The organism is Pseudomonas syringae group sp. 247E2 (genome assembly GCF_032587795.1).
In the GTDB taxonomy this organism is placed as follows: Bacteria; Pseudomonadota; Gammaproteobacteria; order Pseudomonadales; family Pseudomonadaceae; genus Aquipseudomonas; species Aquipseudomonas amygdali.
This window is the reverse complement of the sequence record NZ_JAWHPK010000017.1, coordinates 91,956-110,578: the sequence shown is the minus strand read 5'-3', so window position 1 is coordinate 110,578 and position 18,623 is coordinate 91,956. Positions and strand designations below refer to the sequence as shown.

Annotated in this window: 17 protein-coding genes; 3 read left to right on the top strand and 14 right to left on the bottom strand. The window is 59.8% G+C overall.

Translation table 11 applies throughout. The annotated features are described in order from the left end of the window. Positions 1 to 17: 17 nt before the first annotated feature. From tssC to RYC18_RS18285, 5 genes are all read right to left on the bottom strand, one after another. Positions 18 to 1,520, bottom strand: a complete 1,503-nt coding sequence (gene tssC, locus RYC18_RS18305; protein WP_005746638.1) for a type VI secretion system contractile sheath large subunit — start codon at positions 1,518 to 1,520, stop codon at positions 18 to 20. A 14-nt stretch (positions 1,521 to 1,534) separates the two neighbouring features. Further along, positions 1,535 to 2,068 (bottom strand): type VI secretion system contractile sheath small subunit, encoded by a 534-nt coding sequence (tssB, locus tag RYC18_RS18300; RefSeq protein WP_005734097.1) that lies wholly within the window; start codon positions 2,066 to 2,068, stop codon positions 1,535 to 1,537. A gap of 68 nt (positions 2,069 to 2,136) precedes the next feature. After that, positions 2,137 to 2,886: a hypothetical protein gene (locus RYC18_RS18295; RefSeq protein ID WP_003401916.1), complete on the bottom strand. Its 750-nt coding sequence runs from the start codon at positions 2,884 to 2,886 to the stop codon at positions 2,137 to 2,139. 484 nt (positions 2,887 to 3,370) lie between these two features. Continuing rightward, the gene (locus tag RYC18_RS18290) at positions 3,371 to 3,550 is read right to left on the bottom strand and encodes a hypothetical protein (RefSeq protein WP_125856974.1); all 180 of its coding nucleotides are present in this window, start codon (positions 3,548 to 3,550) and stop codon (positions 3,371 to 3,373) included. 500 nt (positions 3,551 to 4,050) lie between these two features. Continuing rightward, on the bottom strand, positions 4,051 to 4,872 hold the full coding sequence (locus RYC18_RS18285; RefSeq protein WP_005746639.1) for a hypothetical protein: 822 nt from the start codon (positions 4,870 to 4,872) through the stop codon (positions 4,051 to 4,053). A 175-nt stretch (positions 4,873 to 5,047) separates the two neighbouring features. On the opposite strand from RYC18_RS18285, the gene RYC18_RS18280 reads away from it, so the two are divergent. After that, positions 5,048 to 6,976: a RecQ family ATP-dependent DNA helicase gene (locus RYC18_RS18280; protein WP_316886568.1), complete on the top strand. Its 1,929-nt coding sequence runs from the start codon at positions 5,048 to 5,050 to the stop codon at positions 6,974 to 6,976. A 58-nt stretch (positions 6,977 to 7,034) separates the two neighbouring features. On the opposite strand, the gene RYC18_RS18275 is transcribed toward RYC18_RS18280, so the two are convergent. The 5 genes from RYC18_RS18275 to yrfG form a co-directional block, all read right to left on the bottom strand. Next, positions 7,035 to 7,496: a glycine zipper domain-containing protein gene (locus tag RYC18_RS18275; protein ID WP_002551428.1), complete on the bottom strand. Its 462-nt coding sequence runs from the start codon at positions 7,494 to 7,496 to the stop codon at positions 7,035 to 7,037. A gap of 209 nt (positions 7,497 to 7,705) precedes the next feature. Then, positions 7,706 to 10,042 carry an FdhF/YdeP family oxidoreductase gene (locus RYC18_RS18270; protein WP_005734100.1) on the bottom strand — a complete coding sequence of 779 codons (2,337 nt, stop codon included), beginning with the start codon at positions 10,040 to 10,042 and terminating at the stop codon, positions 7,706 to 7,708. After that, the gene (gene fdhD / locus RYC18_RS18265) at positions 10,039 to 10,875 is read right to left on the bottom strand and encodes a formate dehydrogenase accessory sulfurtransferase FdhD (RefSeq protein WP_002551429.1); all 837 of its coding nucleotides are present in this window, start codon (positions 10,873 to 10,875) and stop codon (positions 10,039 to 10,041) included. Before fdhD ends, RYC18_RS18270 begins: the two co-directional genes overlap by 4 nt. A 103-nt stretch (positions 10,876 to 10,978) precedes the next feature. Beyond that, on the bottom strand, positions 10,979 to 11,860 hold the full coding sequence (locus RYC18_RS18260) for a LysR family transcriptional regulator (RefSeq protein ID WP_002551430.1): 882 nt from the start codon (positions 11,858 to 11,860) through the stop codon (positions 10,979 to 10,981). A 41-nt stretch (positions 11,861 to 11,901) separates the two neighbouring features. Then, entirely contained in the window at positions 11,902 to 12,579 is a 678-nt protein-coding gene (gene yrfG / locus RYC18_RS18255; protein WP_316886567.1) for a GMP/IMP nucleotidase, read from the bottom strand. Between the two features lie 96 nt (positions 12,580 to 12,675). Here yrfG and nudE point away from each other — a divergent pair, with 96 nt between their 5' ends. Together nudE and cysQ are read left to right on the top strand one after the other, a co-directional pair. Continuing rightward, positions 12,676 to 13,242 carry an ADP compounds hydrolase NudE gene (gene nudE / locus RYC18_RS18250; protein ID WP_005734101.1) on the top strand — a complete coding sequence of 189 codons (567 nt, stop codon included), beginning with the start codon at positions 12,676 to 12,678 and terminating at the stop codon, positions 13,240 to 13,242. Then, positions 13,239 to 14,081 carry a 3'(2'),5'-bisphosphate nucleotidase CysQ gene (gene cysQ, locus RYC18_RS18245; RefSeq protein WP_057404879.1) on the top strand — a complete coding sequence of 281 codons (843 nt, stop codon included), beginning with the start codon at positions 13,239 to 13,241 and terminating at the stop codon, positions 14,079 to 14,081. Before nudE ends, cysQ begins: the two co-directional genes overlap by 4 nt. 169 nt (positions 14,082 to 14,250) lie before the next feature. Here cysQ and RYC18_RS18240 read toward each other — a convergent pair whose 3' ends face one another. From RYC18_RS18240 to rfbC, 4 genes are all read right to left on the bottom strand, one after another. After that, positions 14,251 to 14,724, bottom strand: coding sequence for a YiiD C-terminal domain-containing protein (locus RYC18_RS18240; RefSeq protein WP_005759662.1), 474 nt, complete (start codon positions 14,722 to 14,724; stop codon positions 14,251 to 14,253). Beyond that, positions 14,711 to 16,096, bottom strand: coding sequence for a sigma-54-dependent transcriptional regulator (locus RYC18_RS18235; protein ID WP_005781662.1), 1,386 nt, complete (start codon positions 16,094 to 16,096; stop codon positions 14,711 to 14,713). Before RYC18_RS18235 ends, RYC18_RS18240 begins: the two co-directional genes overlap by 14 nt. After that, positions 16,093 to 17,910, bottom strand: coding sequence for an ATP-binding protein (locus tag RYC18_RS18230; protein ID WP_054996741.1), 1,818 nt, complete (start codon positions 17,908 to 17,910; stop codon positions 16,093 to 16,095). The genes RYC18_RS18235 and RYC18_RS18230 overlap by 4 nt, the downstream gene beginning before the upstream one ends. Positions 17,911 to 18,074: 164 nt before the next feature. Further along, positions 18,075 to 18,620, bottom strand: a complete 546-nt coding sequence (rfbC, locus tag RYC18_RS18225; RefSeq protein WP_004654097.1) for a dTDP-4-dehydrorhamnose 3,5-epimerase — start codon at positions 18,618 to 18,620, stop codon at positions 18,075 to 18,077. Between the last annotated feature and the right edge of the window lie 3 nt (positions 18,621 to 18,623).

The window sequence follows — 18,623 nt, the reverse complement described above, 5'->3', positions numbered from 1 at the left end:
CTGGCTAATGGATAGGATTAACTACGCGTCGACTGTGGCAGTTCTGCCACTAGGCGTAGCGAGGCTGTCAGCTCATCCAACTGATAATGAGGGCGCAAAAATGCGACCGCCTTATAAGCGCCTGGTTTGCCTGGCACCTCAACGACTTCTACGCTTGCTTCACGCAGTGGAAACTTGGCTTTGGCTTCCTGGCTCGCGGTGTCATCAAGCAGGACATAGTCGGACAGCCATTCATTAAGGAACGACTCGACATCCTTGCGCGATGCAAAACTGCCGATCTTGTCGCGCATGATCGCTTTCATGTAGTGAGCGATACGCGAGGTCGCGAAGATGTATTGCAGTTGCGCCGACAGACGCGCGTTGGCGTTGGCAATGTCGGTGTTGTACTGCTTCTGCTTCTGGGTCGACTGAGTGCCGAAGAATGCGGCGTAGTCGGTGCCTTTGCAGTGCACCAGAGGAATGAACCCCAGGTCCGACAGCTCTTTTTCGCGACGGTCGGTGATGGCAATTTCAGTCGGGCATTTCAGCGCGATTTCGCCGTCATCGGTCTTGAAGGTGTGGGTCGGCAGGCCTTCGACCAGACCGCCGCCTTCCACGCCGCGGATCGCCACACACCAGCCGTAGCGGGAGAATGCATCGGTCACCCGGGTCCCCAGTGCGTAGGCAGCGTTCATCCACAAGTATTTGTTGTGGTCACGGCCGTCGACGCTTTCGACAAAGTTGAATTCTTCGACTGGCGTGGTATCCGGGCCATATGGCAGGCGACCCAGCACGTGCGGCAGGGTCAGGCCGACATAGCGGGAGTCTTCAGAGGCGCGGAACGACTTCCATTTGGCGTATTCGACGGTATCGAAGATTTTCGCCAGATCGCGAGGGCCGGCCATGTCGGTGAACGAGTCCCAACCGAACAGCTCAGGCGATGCAGCCGAGATGAACGGTGCGTGGGCGGCGGCTGCCACGTGGGAGATCTCTTCCAGCAGGTACATGTCTTCCGGATTGCGGTTGAACTCGTAGTCACCCAGCAACATGCCGAACGGCGCACCACCGAAGGTGCCGTACTCTTCTTCGTAGATCTTCTTGAACAGTGCGCTCTGGTCGAATTCGGACGACGCCTTGAGGTCTCGCACAAGGTCTTTTTTCGACGCGTTGAGCAGGTGAATTTTTAGCGTGGTGCTCGTCTCGGTCTGGTCAACCTGATACTTCAGACCGCGCCAGGACGCTTCCAGTTGCTGAAACTCACTGGCGTGCATGATTTCGTTCATTTGCTCGGAGAGCATCGAATCGATCTCGGCGATGCGCGCGTCGAGCACGGCAATCAGGTCCTTGCTTGGCGTCATCTCGCCTTCAAGTACCTGAGCTACCAGCTCACCGATCAGATCGCGGGTACGGGTGCGCTCGGTTTCGGAGCGTGCAACGCGGCTTTCGGAAATGATGCTGTCGAGCAGGGAAGATTGCGGGGCGAAGTTTTCAACTTCAACCAGAGCGCTGTCCTGCTGAGTCACGGTTTGCTTATCGGTCATCGTCAGGCTCCTCCTTACTCTTTACTGTCGGTGGCTGGAACGGCGGCTTCACGGCCGAATTCCTTGCCCAGGGTTTTCAGCTTTTCAGTGTTCTGCAACACGTCCATCAACAGCTCTTCGAGCTTGTCGTTGCCACCCATCTTGTTACGCAGGTCAGCCAGCTTGTTGCGTACTTCCAGCAGCTTGCGCAGCGGTTCGACCTGACGCACGACGTTCTGCGGCTCGAAGTCTTCCAGCGCATTGAAGTTCAGCTCCACACCGAGTTGGGTGCCGTCTTTTGCCAGGGTGTTGTCGACGCGATACGCCAGGCGCGGCTTGATGCCTTTCAGGACGCCGTTGAAGTTGTCGCGGTCGATGAAGATGAACTTGCGATCCTTGAGTTTGGGCAGCGGCTCCAGCGGGTTGCCGGAGAAATCGCCCATAACGCCTACAACGAATGGCAGCTCTTTCTTTTCCTGAGCATCACCAATTTCCACGTCGTAAGTGATATGAACCCGAGGCGCGCGAACGCGGTCAAGTTTGTGCTGGGTACTTTCCTTCTTCGCCATCGTCATCTCCTGTGCGAGCAACTCGCTGCAAGTCGTTTGCGTACCGGGCCTGGACAGGCCAGGCGCGATTAGAGTCCTTCAATCGTCAGCAAAAGGCGCTGACGAATTTCATCGTTCATTTCCAGAATGTTTTCGTATCCGACCAATTCTTCGAAGCTGGTATTGCCTGCGATCTGCGTGCTGTTGCGAATGACCGACTCATCCGGCAGCTCGGAGCGCACCGGTGAGCTGATCACGCAGAACGGCAGATCGCCGAAGTCTTTCAAGCGCTCGAAACTGACCGGGAAGCGCAACCCTTCGAAAAGGCGGCTCATGCCCGGTGACTTGCTCAGGCAATAGAACAGGACCAGATAATGCACAACGTAGCGATACAGCTCGGCGCTACTGCGATTCGGGTCCTTGATTACCTTGCGAAACTGCGCCAGATCGAAGGAGTTGAAGCCCACCACCCAACGCACCGGGCTGGTGATGCGTATGGTCTGCCCGCTTTGTGACAGCACCATGTCGTATTCGAGCGGGAACAGCTCGGGCGTCGTACTGATCAGGTTGAGCGGCACTTCCAGTTCATTGACCAGCTTGAACGGCTCTGCCGATGCAATGCGGTCATAGAGCTCCTTGAGCTCCTTGAAATGGTGCTGAGTTTCTCGACCGCTGCTGCGTTGCGCGCCCTGCAGGTATTCACCGAAGAATGTCTGCGGGCGTATCAGCAACGCGAGGGTCGACAGGTAGTCGGACGCCTGCACCTTGAGCGCGTCGGAAATAGCGCGCGTCTGCTTGCGCAGCTTGATCAATGCTTCTATATCGAACGTCTGAGTCATCGGTACATCGTCCTTGAACCCTTCACGACCGCTTCCCGGATCAGACCGGGGACGGGGAAGAGTTGCGAATTTCTCGACTGCACACCTGCTCATGAAGTGGTTTTGCCATGTGCGTAAAGCAAAACGCACCGCCACTATGAGGAAGGATTTGGTGCTGGCATATAGATGTCGTCTAGCCAGCAGTGTGGTCTATGGCACTATTTTCAGTAGGAAAGTTCCTACAGACGGTGGATATTTTCTCGGTTTTGTTACAGTAAGCAATGATTGCTATGAGCCACTACTGGTCAATATTGCAGCAGTAATATAGCCGTAAGCCTTGATTTATAAGGGCTTTGGAGCGTTATCTGGATCCGATTTCGAACGCAATTAAGCTTAAAAAGATGAACTTATTTGCCCGCTGTTTGCGTCTTCAAGACGATAAAATCACGATGCCGTCTTGTGAGCGGATATTTCTCGGATGAGGGATGATGGCACCACGAGTGGTTCAGGTGGCAACAGGAGAGTGAGTGAAACGCACACCGATTCTTGCCGAGCGCAAGGAGGAAGGTGCTTGCTGATAAACGTCCCCGGATTTTCTTGCAGCAAATAAAAAACCCGCCGAAGCGGGTTTTTCCAAGACCATCCCGACTTCCTGTCGGACGCCTCCCAGGCGATGGTCGATCATCCTTGATCCTGGTGAACTCCCTGTTCACCACTTGATGGATCCAATCTTATGCGCCGCGTTCAGGTTCGGAAATAGCCAAGTTCCCCCGCCGCTTGTAAGCCTTTCGCTATACCTCACGTGTTCATGCTCAAACAGCGGGGTGAGGGGCAGGAATTCTGGCGTCAGGAAAGATTTTGCATCTGCAGGTTCGCCGACAGCAAAAATCGCAGGCAATAAAAAACCCGCCGAAGCGGGTTTGTACCAAGACCATTCCAACTCCCTGTCGGCTGCCTTCCCGGCGATGGTCGATCGTCCCTGATCCTGGCGAACTCCTTGTTCGCCAGTTGTTGGATCCAATCTTACGGCGCTGATAGCAGGTGAAAAATAGCCAACCTTCCCTATTGCGTGTAAGCCTTTGGCTATACATGTGTAAGGTTTTGTGTGTGGATGGCCGTGAACGCACGCATCAAAAAACCGGTTTTAGCGGCGAAACAGTTGCTCCAGAGGGGTTCAATGTGTTGCTAAGGCGAGAAAGTCGCCGCCACTTCACAATAACGCTGCTCGGCATTTTTACTGTCCTCGTCGCGATTTCGGGCAGCACGTTTGGTCCACTCCCGGCATTCCTCCTTGAAGTTGACCTGCGCAGCCTTGCGACACTCGCGCCGTTCGAATGAGCGAATGGCGAAGTTTTCGCAGACGCTGTCGCCGTCGATGCTGTTGCCGTAAACCCGCCACTGCGCCCGATAGCGGTTTCTGCCGTCCCATTCACGGATGGAGGCCGTCGCGACGCTGTAGGGCCGGGCCGAGCGATTGGGGTTGCGAGCAGTGTTGGCTTTGAAGTCAGCCATGTAGTCTGCGGACACCATGCCTTTCGCCGGTTCTGCCTGAGCGGGTCGAGGAACCTGGCCAAAGCGACAGTTCAATACGCTCTCATCGATGACATTGCCGCTTTTCATGCAGTTATCCAGCGGCTGCACGGCGGCTGGCTGTTCCCGGGTTGCGGCGACAGGTAACAGGTCAGGTGCATGGATCGACGGCGCGGGTGCGGGGCTTGCCACCATTGTCGGTTCGCTGTCGATCACGGTGGTCTCTGGTTCAGGTGCAGGTCGCTCGACAGGTGGTGCCAGTGCCAACTTCGGGCTTCGCCCATGAGACACGACCAGCCCGGCCAGGCAACCCGCAACGATAAGGCCTGCCAACCATAGCCAGTAGGGCCGCAACTTGCCCGGTCGAGCGCTAAGTTTACGGCTTGGATGCGCGCCCAGAACGACATCGACCTGGCCCGGCACAAGGCGCTGAATGCGGATGATCCCGTCGTCTTCGGGTTGCTGTGTGGAATCCATTCCTGCTCCAGATCAAGCGGTATGAAGGTGAGCGCCGCGCCTGCTGACGCAGTAGGCATGAAATCTCAACGTTATCGGCCACGCGCCGTGTTTCTGTAACGCTTTGGTGGTGTATGCATTTGGCCTGTCGCGCTAAGGTTGGGACCGTTTTGTTTGACTGATGGATGAACCGCGAATGCACCAGCGTCTTGAGCAGGTTTTTGGTTACACGCAGTTCCGGCCAGGCCAGGAGGCAGCGATCAGCGCCGTGCTGGCCGGACGCTCGGCTGCGGCAATTTTCCCGACGGGCTCAGGCAAGTCGCTATGTTACCAATTGCCTGCGCTACTGCTGCCCAATCTGACGCTGGTGGTTTCGCCGTTGCTGGCGCTGATCCAGGATCAGCTTGCCTTTTTGCACCGCCACGGCATTGCCGCAGCAAGCATTGATTCGGCGCAAAGCCGCGATGATGTCGCCGACGTCATGGCTCGCGCGCGTTCCGGAGAGCTGAAGATCCTGATGATCTCGGTCGAGCGCCTGAAGAACGAACGTTTCCGCAACTTCATCGCCCAGGTGCCGATTTCATTGCTGGTGGTCGACGAGGCGCACTGTATTTCGGAGTGGGGGCATAACTTCCGGCCTGATTATCTGAAGCTGCCGGACTACCAGCGCGAATTCAACATCCCTCAGGCACTGCTGCTGACGGCGACCGCGACACCGCAGGTCATTACTGACATGCAGGACAAATTCGCCATTACCCCGGAGGATGTCATCACCACCGGCTTCTACCGCGCCAACCTGCACCTGTGGGTCAAGCCGGTCAGCGGGCGTGACAAAAGGCGGCTGCTGGTCGAGTGGCTCAATGAGCGGCGCGGGCAACCGACAATCGTATACGTGACGCTGCAAAAGACCGCCGAGCATGTCGCGGTGCACCTTGAACAGAATGGTCTGCCTGCCAGTGCTTACCATGCCGGGCTGCCTAATGATCAGCGCGAGTCGATTCAGAAGCGTTTCATGGGCGGCAGCCTGAACTGCATCGTGGCGACCATTGCGTTCGGAATGGGTATCGACAAAAGCGACATCCGTAATGTGGTGCATTTCGACCTGCCCAAATCCATCGAGAACTACAGCCAGGAAATCGGCCGGGCAGGGCGCGATGGTGGTGCCTCGGATTGTCTGGTGCTGGCCAACCGCGACAGCCTCAATGTGCTGGAAAATTTTGTGTATGGCGACACGCCGGAGCGCGAGGGGATTGCCCGTGTGCTGGAGGATTTGCTCGATGCACGCCATGACGGGCAGTGGGAGTTTCTGCTCGGGCCGCTGGCTGATCTCAGCAATATCCGTCAGCTACCGTTGAAGACCCTGCTGGTGCAGCTGGAACTGCGCGGAATCATCGCACCGCGTTACGCTTACTTCGCCGAGTACCGCTTCAAGTTTCTGCTTCAACCGCACGACCTGATGGCGCGTTTCGAGGGTGAGCGGCGCGAATTCGTTCAGGCGTTGATCGATACGTCCAGCCGGGCGCGTACCTGGGCCACGGTCAACTTCGACGCGATGTACCAGCAATACGGTGCCGAGCGTGGGCGGGTGGTCAAGGCGCTGGATTACCTTCAGGAAAAGGGCTGGATCGAGCTGGAAAGTAAGCAGATGACCGAGGTCTACAGCGTGTTGCGCAGTAACTTTGACCCGCAGGCGCTGAGCGTCGAGCTGCACGATTATTTCGCCCACCACGAGGCCACTGAAGTTGCGCGCATTCATGCAATGCTTGAGGTGTTCTCCAGTGATCAGTGCCTGACTCATCGGTTGGCACGCTACTTCGGCGATTACAACGCGCCCGAGCAATGCGGCCATTGCTCGGTCTGCCACGGCCAGATCGCCCATCTTCCACAGCCACCTGCGCTGGAACCTCTGGATAACCGGGACTTTCAGCAGGTGTGCGGTGATTTTATCCACAAGCACCAGGACTTCACTGGTCAGCCGCCCAGCGCCGAATGCCTGACGCGCTTTCTGTGCGGCATCAGCGTGCCTTTGTTCACCAAACTCAAGGCTCGCGCCACCAGCGGTTTTGCCTTGCTGGAGGATTATCCGTATGCGCAGGTGAGGGCATGGGTGCAGGCGATGCTTTAAAACAAAACCGGCCGCTCAAGAGCGGCCGGTTTTGATTCATCAGTAAATAACGGCTGTATCAGTCGCGATGACGACGATGGCCGTGGTGCTTCGGACGACGGTCATGATCGCGATAGTAGCGGCGATCATCACGGCCACCGCGATAACGACGATCATCGCTGCGGCTTTCGTTGCCCATGTAGTTGCCGAGTGCGGCACCACCGCCGCCGCCTACCGCCGAGCCGATCAGGCTGCCGGTGCTGCCGCCAACGCTGCGGCCTACAACGTTACCGCCTGCTGCGCCCAGACCGCCGCCAATGGCTGCTTCTGTACGGTTGCGACGGTCTGCACCGACCGCACCGCCGGCTGCGCCACCCAGGCCAGCGCCAATCGCTGAACCGGTGCTGCCGCCGAGCTGTTGACCGACGACCGAGCCGAGTACCCCACCCAATGCTCCGCCTGCGCCTGATTCGAGGTTGCCTGCAGAGGCTGCACCGCTGATCAAGGCAAGAGACAACAACAGTATCGAGGAATACTTCATGTATGGAATCTCATAGGGATGACGGCGCGATCTTGGTGTCAAGTGAAGAATGTAGCAATGCAATTCCGACGAGTAACACGATTGCCACACAAACTGCTAAGTTATTGTTTTGGCTAAGGAACTTAAGTCGGAAAAGAGAGTCTGAGGTTACTTGTGAAAGGCCCGTTTCCAGCGAAACGGGCCTTTTTTGTGGGCGTCTTTTATGAACGTCAGATGATGCGGGCCGACTCTGCCGATCGCTCGAGACGAATGGCCACGAACTTCGACGTCGGCGTGCTGCTGCCATCGCCAACGCTTTCCAGCGGTACCAGCGGGTTGACCTCTGGGTAGTAGGCCGCAGCCTGACCGGCCGGAATGTCGAACGCCAGCAGGGTGAAGCCTTTGACGCGGCGCTCGCGGTTGTCGCTCCAGATTGAGATCACGTCAGCTTTCTGACCCGGCTGAAAGCCCAGACGAATGATGTCGGCTTCGTTGACGAACAGCACATCACGCTGGCCTTTGACACCGCGATAACGGTCGTCCAGGCCATAGATTGTGGTGTTGTACTGATCGTGCGAGCGCATCGATTGCATGATCAGGTCCGGAATCTGCCCGGTCGAGCTGATGTCTTCATGGATCAGGCTCAGCGGCAACGCGTTGGATTTGAAGTTGGCGCGCGTCGAGGCTGTGTTCCAGCGGCGGGCACCGGCGGCGTTGCCCAAGTAGAAACCACCGGGGTGTTTAACGCGCTCGTTGAAGTCCTTGAAACCGGGGATGGTGTCGGCGATCAGGTCGCGAATGCGGTCGTAGTCTTCGACCAGCCACAACCAGTCCACAGGTGCCTTGCCCAGTGTTGCGTTGGCGATACCGGCGATGATCGCAGGCTCGGAACGCATCTGCTTCGACGACGGCTTCAACTGTCCGTTGGACGCGTGGACCATGCTGAACGAATCTTCCACGGTCACGGCTTGTGGGCCGTTGGCCTGGATGTCGATGTCGGTACGGCCGAAGCACGGCAGGATCAGCGCGTCCTTGCCGTGGAACAGGTGGCTGCGGTTCAGTTTGGTGCTGATCTGCACGGTCAGGTCGCAGTTGCTGAGGGCTTCTGCAGTGCGATGGCTGTCCGGTGTTGCCTGGGCGAAGTTGCCGCCCAGCGCGATGAACACCTTGGCGCGACCTTCGGCCATGGCGTGAATGGCTTCGACCACGTTGTGGCCATTTTCGCGGGGCACTTTGAACTGGAAGCGTTTTTCCAGAGCATCGAGCAGGAACACCGGTGGGCGCTCGTTGATGCCCATGGTGCGGTCACCCTGCACGTTACTGTGACCGCGCACCGGGCACAGGCCTGCGCCTGGACGGCCAATGTTGCCGCGCAGCAGCATCAGGTTGGCGATTTCCTGAATGGTCGCAACCGAATGGCGGTGCTGGGTGATACCCATTGCCCAGCACATGATGACGTTCTTGCCCTTGGCGTACATGCGTGCTGACTGTTCGATGTCAGTAAGCGGCAGGCCGGACTGCTCGACAATCTCGTCCCAGGACGTGTCATCGATGGCGGCCAGGTATTCAAGCACGCCTTCGGTGTGTTCGTTGAGGAACGCGTGATCAAAGACCGACGGCTCATTCGCCAGCTGTGCATCACGCTCCCATTGCAGCAGGAACTTGGCCATGCCGCGCAATAGCGCCATGTCGCCGCCCAGGGCAGGGCGGAAGTAGGCGGTGTTGGTCGGACGGTCACCGTTGGTGAGCATTTCGACCGGGTGCTGAGGGTGCTGGAAACGCTCCAGACCACGCTCTTTCAACGGGTTGACGCACACCACCTGCGCGCCGCGTTGTACCGCTTCACGCAGGGGTTCCAGCATGCGCGGGTGGTTGGTGCCGGGGTTCTGGCCGAGGACGAAGATGGCGTCGGCGTGTTCGAAGTCTTCGAACGTCACGGTGCCCTTGCCCACGCCGACGCTTTGCGACAGCGCTACACCACTGGCTTCGTGGCACATGTTCGAGCAGTCCGGGAAGTTGTTGGTGCCATAGGCACGCACGAACAACTGATACAGGTACGCTGCTTCGTTGCTGGCGCGACCCGAGGTGTAGAACTCGGCCATGTTCGGGCTGGGCAGGTTCTTCAGGTGCTTGGCGATCAGCGCGAATGCGTTGTCCCAGCTGATCGGCTTGTAACGGTCGGTTTCGGCATCGTAGGCCAGAGGCTCGGTCAGGCGGCCCTGATACTCAAGCCAGTAGTCGCTCTGCTCCAGCAATGCACTGACGCTGTAGCGGGCGAAGAAGGCCGGATCGACACGGCGTTTGGTGGCTTCCCAGTTGACCGCCTTGGCGCCGTTCTCGCAGAACTTGACCATGCCGCTTTCCGGCGAATCGCCCCACGCGCAGCCAGGGCAGTCAAAGCCGCCATTCTGGTTGGTCTTGAGCATCATGCGCAGGTTCTTCAGCGCGTTGTCACTGCCCAGCCAGTGTTGCGTCACGCTGATCAGTGCGCCCCAGCCGCCTGCCGCACCTTTGTATGGCTTGTAGCGGGGGATAGGTGTCTTGTCGGCTTGATGATGAGTGCTCACGCTTGAATCTCCATCGCAGGGCTATAGACCCGCGGCGCACTGTGCTGCGGCAGGTGAATTAAATTGAGGTTGTGGCGGCGGGCCCATTGCAGGGCCAGGCCGGTGGGCGACGACAGGCTGACCAGGGTCTGGATGCCGGCGCGCAATACTTTCTGAATCAGTTCCAGGCTGCAGCGGCTGGTCACGATGGCGACGCCGCCTGCCAAGGGGATGTCCTGACGGATCAATGCGCCGATCAGCTTGTCCAGCGCGTTGTGGCGGCCAATGTCTTCACGTCCCAGCAACAGCTGGCCGTTACCGTCCATGAACACCGCAGCATGCACAGCGCCACAATGGCGGCCAAGCGGCTGGAACTCACCGATGCGCTGACGCAGGCCTTCCAGCCACTCAATCGGCGGCAAGGGTGCGCCGGGCAACACGTTCAGTTCTGGCAGAGCCTGCTCTACCGCTTCAACGCCACAGAGCCCGCAACCGCTGGTGCCTGCCAGTTGCCGACGCTGTTGCTTGAGTTCCCAGAAGGCACGGCTGGCGATTTCGACTTCGGCCTGCATCGCCGAGCCGCAACCGCTGATTTTGAAGTCGTAGATTTCGTCGTGCGAGGCAATGATGCCGCTGCCCAGGCTGAAGCCGACGATAAAGTCTTCCAGATCGGTGGGGCTGACCAGCATGACTGCCTGGCTGATGCCGTTGTAGGCAATCGCCAGTGCCACTTCTTCGGCAAGTTCGTTACGTGCAGAGTCCGTGCCCTCGAGGTTCGAGTAGCTGTAAGACTGGCTTGCTTCGGGGGCTGGCGTAGCAAAGGACGCCGAGCTGACCTTGCGCGTAACGGGCATGGGCTGAAATACCGGCAGAATGACATCTGCAAGACTAGGCCCGTTCTGGTAAATCGTCTAATCGCTAGTGCTGATGTGCCGATAGATGACGTCGATCAACGCTCTAGCGCGGCATTTCTGCTACCAGCGCAAAGCAGGCTTCAGCCAGTGCCGAGCGCGGTGCACTGCGGCGCATGATCAGCCCCAGCCGGGCCAGCGTACGGGCGTCGGCGATCGGGTGCAGGCGCAAATGCTCGGTGAGCGTTTCCAGGCCGCCATCCAGCGGCATGATCGCGCAGCAAAAACCGCCATGGACGGCCTGCAGCAACTGATGAACGGCATCGGTCTGGATCAACGGATTGGGCTGAAGGCCACGGCTGTGGAAGTTGTGATCGATCGATTGGCGAAAATGCATGCCGCTGGTCAGAGTGCCCAGCGGCAATTCGACCAGATCGGCCCAGCTCAACGGTTCGTCACCAAAGGTAAAGTGCCGACGGTCATACAGCAGCCCCATGCGCGTGTCGTCCAGGGTCAGCGAGTCGAAGCGTTCGGTGTCCAGCCGTTCCAGGTACGAAACGCCCAGATCGATACGATTGCTCGCCAGTTGTTCCAGTACCTGCTCGGAACTCAGTGACGACAGCTCGAAGCGCAGGTTGGGGTGCATCTGGTGCAGCCGGTGCAGCAATGGCAGCGGATCGAAGCTCGACAGCGGCACTACACCCAAGCGCAGTGTGCCGACCAAGTGCCCCCGGCAGGCAGCCGCTTCAGCCTGCAGGCCGTCGTAGGCTGCCAGTACCGTGCGTGCCCAGGCCAACACGCGTTCGCCTGGCGCAGTGAAGCCTTCAAAACGCTGGCCCCGATTGACCAGGGGCAAACCGAGTTCTTCTTCCAGATTGCGCAGACGCATCGACAAGGTGGGCTGGGTGATATTGCAACGCGCAGCCGCATGGCCGAAGTGCCTCGTTTCATCGAGGGCGATCAGAAACTTAAGTTGCTTGATGTCCATATTCACTCCGCTGGGCCGTCCAGACAGCCGATTCTACGCGTTCAGGCTGAAGGATGGAGCACGCCCTTGATCAGCTCCCGATAATCGTCCACCGCAGCGAACTCTTCGGTGTCTTTCGGGCCTTTCTGGCTGTTGGGCTGGCTGACGGCCAGCAAATGGGCTACACCAAAGTGGCGGGCGCTGCGCAGGATCGGCAAGGTGTCGTCGATAAACAGGCTGCGTGCCGGGTCAAACGCAGTGTCGGCCTTCAAGGCGTCCCAGAAATGCTGGCTCTCTTTGGGGAAGCCGTAATCGTGAGAGCTGATCAGGCGCTCAAAATAAGGCGCCAGCTCGATTCGCTCCATCTTCAGCGACAACGAATCGCGGTGCGCGTTGGTGACCATGATCACACGTTTGCCTGCTTGCTTGATGGCGGCGAGAAAGGTCTCGGCGTCCGGGCGCAGTGCAATCATGTGCGCAATTTCGCGTTTCAGGTCGCGAACCGACAGTTTAAGCTCGGCACTCCAGAAATCCAGGCAGTACCAATTGAGCGTGCCCGCGTTGTTTTCGAACAGCGGCTTTAACTCCAGCCAGGCCATGGCGAAACTGACGCCGTGCAGTTCGGCGTAGCGCTGCGGCAGGTGCTGCATCCAGAAGTGTTCGTCGTAATGCAGGTCGAGCAGCGTGCCGTCCATATCCAGCAGGACGGTATCGATTTCGCTCCAGGGCATGGAAAGCATTCAGGCCTCGTCAGGGGTTGAGAGCGGGTAAGCATATCCGACACAGACATCGGGAAAAGCTCGGTATAGTACCTCGTTCATGTAAAGGAGCCTGTCATGCGTCAGAAACCTACCGTACTTGCCCGTGCAATTGTCGCCAGTAGTCGTCTGTTCCGCGTTGAAGAGCTGCAACTGCGCTTTGCCAATGGCGTCGAGCGGACCTACGAGCGTCTGGCCAGCCGGGGGACGGGGCCCGGCGCGGTGATGATCGTGGCCATGCTCGATGCCGACCACGCGGTGTTGATCGAAGAATATTGCGGTGGTACCGATGCCTACGAGCTGTCCCTGCCCAAGGGGCTGATCGAGCCCGGCGAAGACGTGCTGGCGGCCGCCAACCGCGAACTCAAGGAAGAAGCCGGTTTTGGTGCCCGGCAACTGGAATTGTTGACTGAACTGTCGCTGTCCCCCGGTTACATGAGCCAGAAAATTCAGGTGGTCCTCGCCACTGACCTTTATGAAGAGCGGCTGGAAGGCGACGAGCCCGAGCCAATCCGGGTCGACCGGATCAACCTGCGCGAGCTGTCGAGTCTTGCGCAGAATGCCCAGTTCAGTGAAGGCAGGGCGCTTGCTGCGCTGTACCTGACCCGTGACCTGCTAACCCAGCGTGGATTGTTCCAGCCATGACCGATTCGTTACAAAACCTGCCACATCCGCTGCTCGCCCCGGTGATTGAACTGGTCCGCCTGGCGGGCGAGGTGATCCTGCCGTTCTGGCGAGCCAATGTCACCGTCACCACCAAGACCGACGACTCGCCAGTGACCGCCGCCGACCTGGCAGCCCACCAGGTTTTGGTCGAGGGCTTGCAGGCGCTTGATCCGAGCATTCATGTGCTCTCTGAAGAAGACGCCGACATCCCGTTCAGCGAGCGAGCGAAATGGGAGCGCTGGTGGCTGGTCGATCCGCTGGATGGTACCAAGGAGTTTATCTCCGGCAGTGAGGAGTTCACCGTCAACGTCGCGCTGATTGAACACGGTCGTGTGGTGTTTGGTGTGGTGTCGATGCCCACCAACAACCGTTGTTACTTCGGCGGTGCAGGGCTGGGTGCCTGGCGCAGCGATGACATCGACCACCTCCAGCCGATTGCCGTGCGCACTCAGCCGGGCGAAGGGCAGACCTTTACCGTAGTCGCCAGCCGCCGTCATTCCAGTCCGGAGCAGGAGCATTTGCTGGCTGGCCTGTCGAGCGGGCTTGGGCATTTGCAGCTGACCAATATCGGCAGCTCATTGAAATTCTGCCTGCTGGCCGAAGGTGCTGCCGATTGCTACCCGCGACTGGCCCCGACTTCGCAATGGGACACCGCTGCGGCGCAAGGCGTGCTTGAAGGCGCTGGTGGCGAAGTGCTGCAACTGGACGGCAAACCGTTCAGCTACCCGGCACGCGAATCGCTGCTCAACCCGTTCTTCCTGGCGTTGCCTGCCAACGCCGAATGGCGCGACAAACTGCTGGTGCTTGCGCAGTCCTGAGGCCGGCTTCAAGGCCTCTGCCCGGCGAGCGTAGAAGCGAACCGGGCGACGCTTCGCTTGCTCGCGAAAGGGCCGGTGAATCCACAGCAAATCCAGTGCTTGAAACGACGCCTTCGCGAACAAGTTCGCTCCCACAGGTCTGCGTCCAGTGCATCCACTGCGCGCAGCTTCACCGGTGCAATACAAACTGCCCGACAAAACGAACAGCCTGTTCTTCGCTGTCCTGCGCGGTAATGCTGGTGTGCAGGGTCATGCGGGCGCGGCCTCGGCGTTGGTAGGTGGTGATGAACTTGTCCCACAGCGCCAGCTCTGGCGCATCACAGCGGGCGATGGCGTCGGTGCGTACCGGCAGTGGATAACTGATCTGCCCGTCCTGAATCACGATATGCCCATCGCTGATCCCGGCCTCGCGTAGCCGCAGGTGCAGCCAGCCCCAGCCCGCCAGCACTGCGCCGCAATACAGGCTGCCGCCGAACAGCGTGTTCTTGTGATTGACGTTGGGTGCCAGTGGCAGGTGCAGGCGCAGTGTCTGGTTGTGCCAGTCAATCACGCGCATGCCCATTTCGCGGGTCAGCGGAATGTCGTGGTGCAGCACCTGCTCAAGTTCGCGGGCTGCGTCATGTTCAGGCTCAATCGTGGTCATCGGAAGCTCCGCTGCTGTCGCCAAACGTCAGGCCGTGTTTACGCAGTTTGTCGTGCAGGGTTTTGCGCGGCACACCCAGCGCTTCCGCCAGGCTGCGAACCGAGCTGTGCGGGCGAGCCAGCTCGGCGGCGATCAAGGCCCGTTCGAAGCTTTCCACCTGATCACTCAAGCCGCCGCCCGGCGGTGGCGCCTGCTCTGCATCGCCGCCCTCCAGCTCCAGCTCGAGACCCAGCGCAAAGCGTTCGGCGGCGTTTTGCAGTTCCCGGACGTTGCCCGGCCAGTTATGACGCAGCAACAGCGCGCGCTGGCCGGGCTTGAGTTCGTGCTTGGGAATGCCGTGGCGCATGCTCGCAGCATCGGCGTAATGCTCGAACAGCATCAGCGCGTCTTCGCCACGTTCGCGCAACGGCGGGATACGCAGCGAGGCCACGTTCAACCGGTAATACAAGTCCGCCCGGAAGCGGCCCTGATCAGCTGCCTGACGCAGGTCCTCCTTGGTCGCCGCAATGATGCGGATATCCAGCGGGATCTGCTGATTGCTGCCCATTCGCTCGACCACGCGTTCCTGCAACAGGCGCAGCAGTTTGACCTGGACATCCAGGCTCATGCTTTCAATTTCATCGAGGAACAGCGTGCCGCCGTTGGCAAACTCGAACTTGCCGATACGTCGCTTCTGCGCGCCGGTAAAGGCACCGGGTTCATGACCGAACAACTCGCTTTCCACCACCGATTCAGCCAGCGCGCCGGCGTTGATCGCCACGAACGGGCCGCTGCGACGGTTGGACAGATCGTGCAGAGCGCGCGCCACCACTTCTTTGCCCGCACCGGTTTCGCCGAGGATCAACACATCAGCGCGAGTCCCGGCCAAGGCTCCGATCTGTTCACGCAGACGCAGGATCGACGGTGACTGACCGATCAGACGTGTGCTCAATTGCTGGCGATCGCTCAGGGCCAGGCGCAGGCTGCGGTTATCCAGTACCAGACGGCGCAGCGCCAGAGCCCGGCGCACGCTGTCGAGCATGGCATCGCTGGCGAAGGGCTTTTCCAGAAAATCATAGGCTCCGGCGCGCATGGCTTTGACCGCCAGCGGCACATCGCCGTGACCGGTGATCAGCAGCACTGGAAGGTCGGGGTCCTGCGCGTGAAGCTGGTCGAGCAGTTCCAGGCCATCCATGCCCTGCATGCGGATATCGCTGACCACCACGCCTGGCCAGTCGCGGCCGATGCGTTCGGCCAGCCCGGTTGCCTCGGACAGCGACAGAACGTTCAGTCCAGCCAGGTCCAGCGTCTGGCGAAGCGCCTGACGCAGGTGCGAGTCGTCGTCGATCAGCACCACTTGAATCTGGCTGTCGATGGCTGTGTCCGAACTCATGCGGAAAGGTCCTCTGGCGGTTGAAGATTGGCCCCGGAAGCGCCGGCACGCAGGCGCAGGGTAAGCACTGCGCCGCCGCTCGGATGGTTGGCGAACAGCAATTCGCCGCCCAGCGCGCGCATCAGCGTATCGCAGATGGCCAGACCCAGGCCAAGGCCCTGGGTACGGGTCTTGGTCGTGAAGAATGGCTCGCGGGCCCGCGCCAGTGCTTCCTGAGAAAATCCGGGGCCGTTGTCACGAATGTACAGATTGACGCCCTCGGCAGTTTGCTCGGCACTTATCCACAGCCTGCGCGGCGGGCCTTTTTCGGTGAGTGCGTCCAGCGCGTTGGCGATCAGATTGCCGAGCACCTGACGCAGACGGGTTTCACCGGCCTGTACCCACAGCGTTGCGTCCGGCAGGTCTCGGATCAGCTCGACTTCCATGGCGCGCCGCCGCTTGGCCAGCAACGCCAGCGCATCGTCCAGCGCCGGTTGTAGCGCCACGCTTTCAGGGGCGTGCCGGTCACGGCGGGCGAATGCGCGCAAGTGAGCAATGATCGAGGCCATGCGCCCGGTCAGCTCGCTGATCAGCTTGAGGTTGCCGCGCGCGTCTTCGGTGCGCTGATGATCAAGCAGCACTTCGGCGTTTTCGGCGTAACTGCGAATGGCGGCCAAGGGCTGATTCAATTCGTGGCTGATGCTCGCCGACATGGTGCCCAGCGCGGTCAGCTTGCTGGTCTGCACCAGTTCGTCCTGCGCCTGCACCAGTTCCTGCTGCGCCTGTTCGCGCTCCAGCACTTCCTGGCGCAGACGACTGTTGAGCCCTTCCAGATCGCTGGTGCGCTCGATAACCCGCATTTCCAGCTCGCGACGTGCCTTGGCTTCGAAGGCGATTCGGTCCAGATAATGACGGCGACGCTGCATCATCAGCCCCAGCAACAACATCAGCACCAGAAGCGCTGCGCCGCCAATCGCCACCACCGTGCGTACCTGGCGGTCGACAAGGGCGCGAGGCGCGAGAATGTTCACGTTCCAGCCGGTTTCTTCGATGGCCTGGGTCTGGGTCAGCCAGGCGTGCTCATCAATCCTCAGAGGCCGCGGATCGCGGGTCGGGTAGGACTGGATCGCGACAATGGCCTTTTTCTCGTCATCGGTCAGGTCGCGGGTCGCCCGAAAGCGCCACTCCGGGTTGGAGGTCAGGATTACCACGCCGTTCTGATCGGTCAGCAGCAGTTGCTCGGGCGTCTTGCCCCACAGTGTTTCGGTGTGGTCCAGGTCGACCTTGATCACCAGCACGCCGATCACCCGATCACCGTCGCGCACCGGGCCTGCGAAGAAGTAGCCACGCTTGGCCGACGTGGTGCCAAGGCCGAAGAAGCGCCCGGTTCTGCCTGCCAGCGCATCGATGAAATAGGGTCTGAAGGAAAAGTTTCGGCCGATGAAGCTGTCCTTCTGCTCCGAGTTCGAAGCGGCCAGGGTCAGGCCGTTGGCGTCCATCAGGTACATGACGTCGGCACCGGTCTGGCGCGTTATCTCGCTGAGCAGACGATTGGCGTTTTTCAGGGTGGTGACGTCGCTCGGTGCGGCCAGTGCGCCGCGCAAGGCGGGCAGGTCGCCGAGAATCTGCGGCAGGGTTTCATAACGGTGCAGGGTGCCGAGCAGGTTGGCGACGTACAGGTCCAGGGTCTGGCGGTTCTGGTTGGCCAGCACGCTGCGGTAATAACGTTCGGCCAGATGCTCCAGCGGCCACAGCAGCGGTGCCAGGCACAGTGCCAGAAGGGCAAGGCTGCGCCAGCGAGGGCGGGGCGGCAGAGCAGCAGAAGTCATGGTCATCGATTGGCCGTCGCCGAAGGGTTGGCGATGCCTGCCGGCGACAAGGCCGGTACAGGCAACAGAAACACCCGGTCGATCCTGACGTGGGCATCAGGCGCGTATTATGCCCGCCGCCGACTCGTCAGGCACCCGGACATTGCGCCGGGTGGCCTGTGATCATGTGTTCAGGGAAACAGATCGGCTTCTTTCAGGCGTTTGCCTTGCTGGTCTTTGGCCGACAGATTGGGCTGGCCGTCGAATTGCCAGTCGATGGCCAGGTCCGGGTCGTTCCAGGCGATGCAACGCTCAGCTGACGGCGTGTAGTAGTCGGTGGTCTTGTAGAGAAACTCGGCATGCTCGCTGAGTACTACGAAGCCATGCGCAAAACCTTCCGGCACCCACAGCTGCCTGGCGTTTTCAGCGGACAGCTCGACGCCGACCCACTGACCGAAGTTCGGCGAACTGCGGCGAATGTCTACGGCCACATCCAGCACCTTGCCAACGGTGACGCGCACCAGTTTGCCCTGGGCGTTTTCGATCTGGTAGTGCAGGCCGCGCAGCACGCCTTGCTGCGAACGCGAGTGGTTGTCCTGCACGAACTCACGGGTCAGGCCAGTAGCAGCCTGAAAAGCCCTGGCGTTGAAGCTTTCATAGAAGAAGCCTCGTTCATCACCGAATACCTTGGGTTCCAGAATCAGGACTTCCGGTAATTTTGTCGCTACTACGTTCACGTG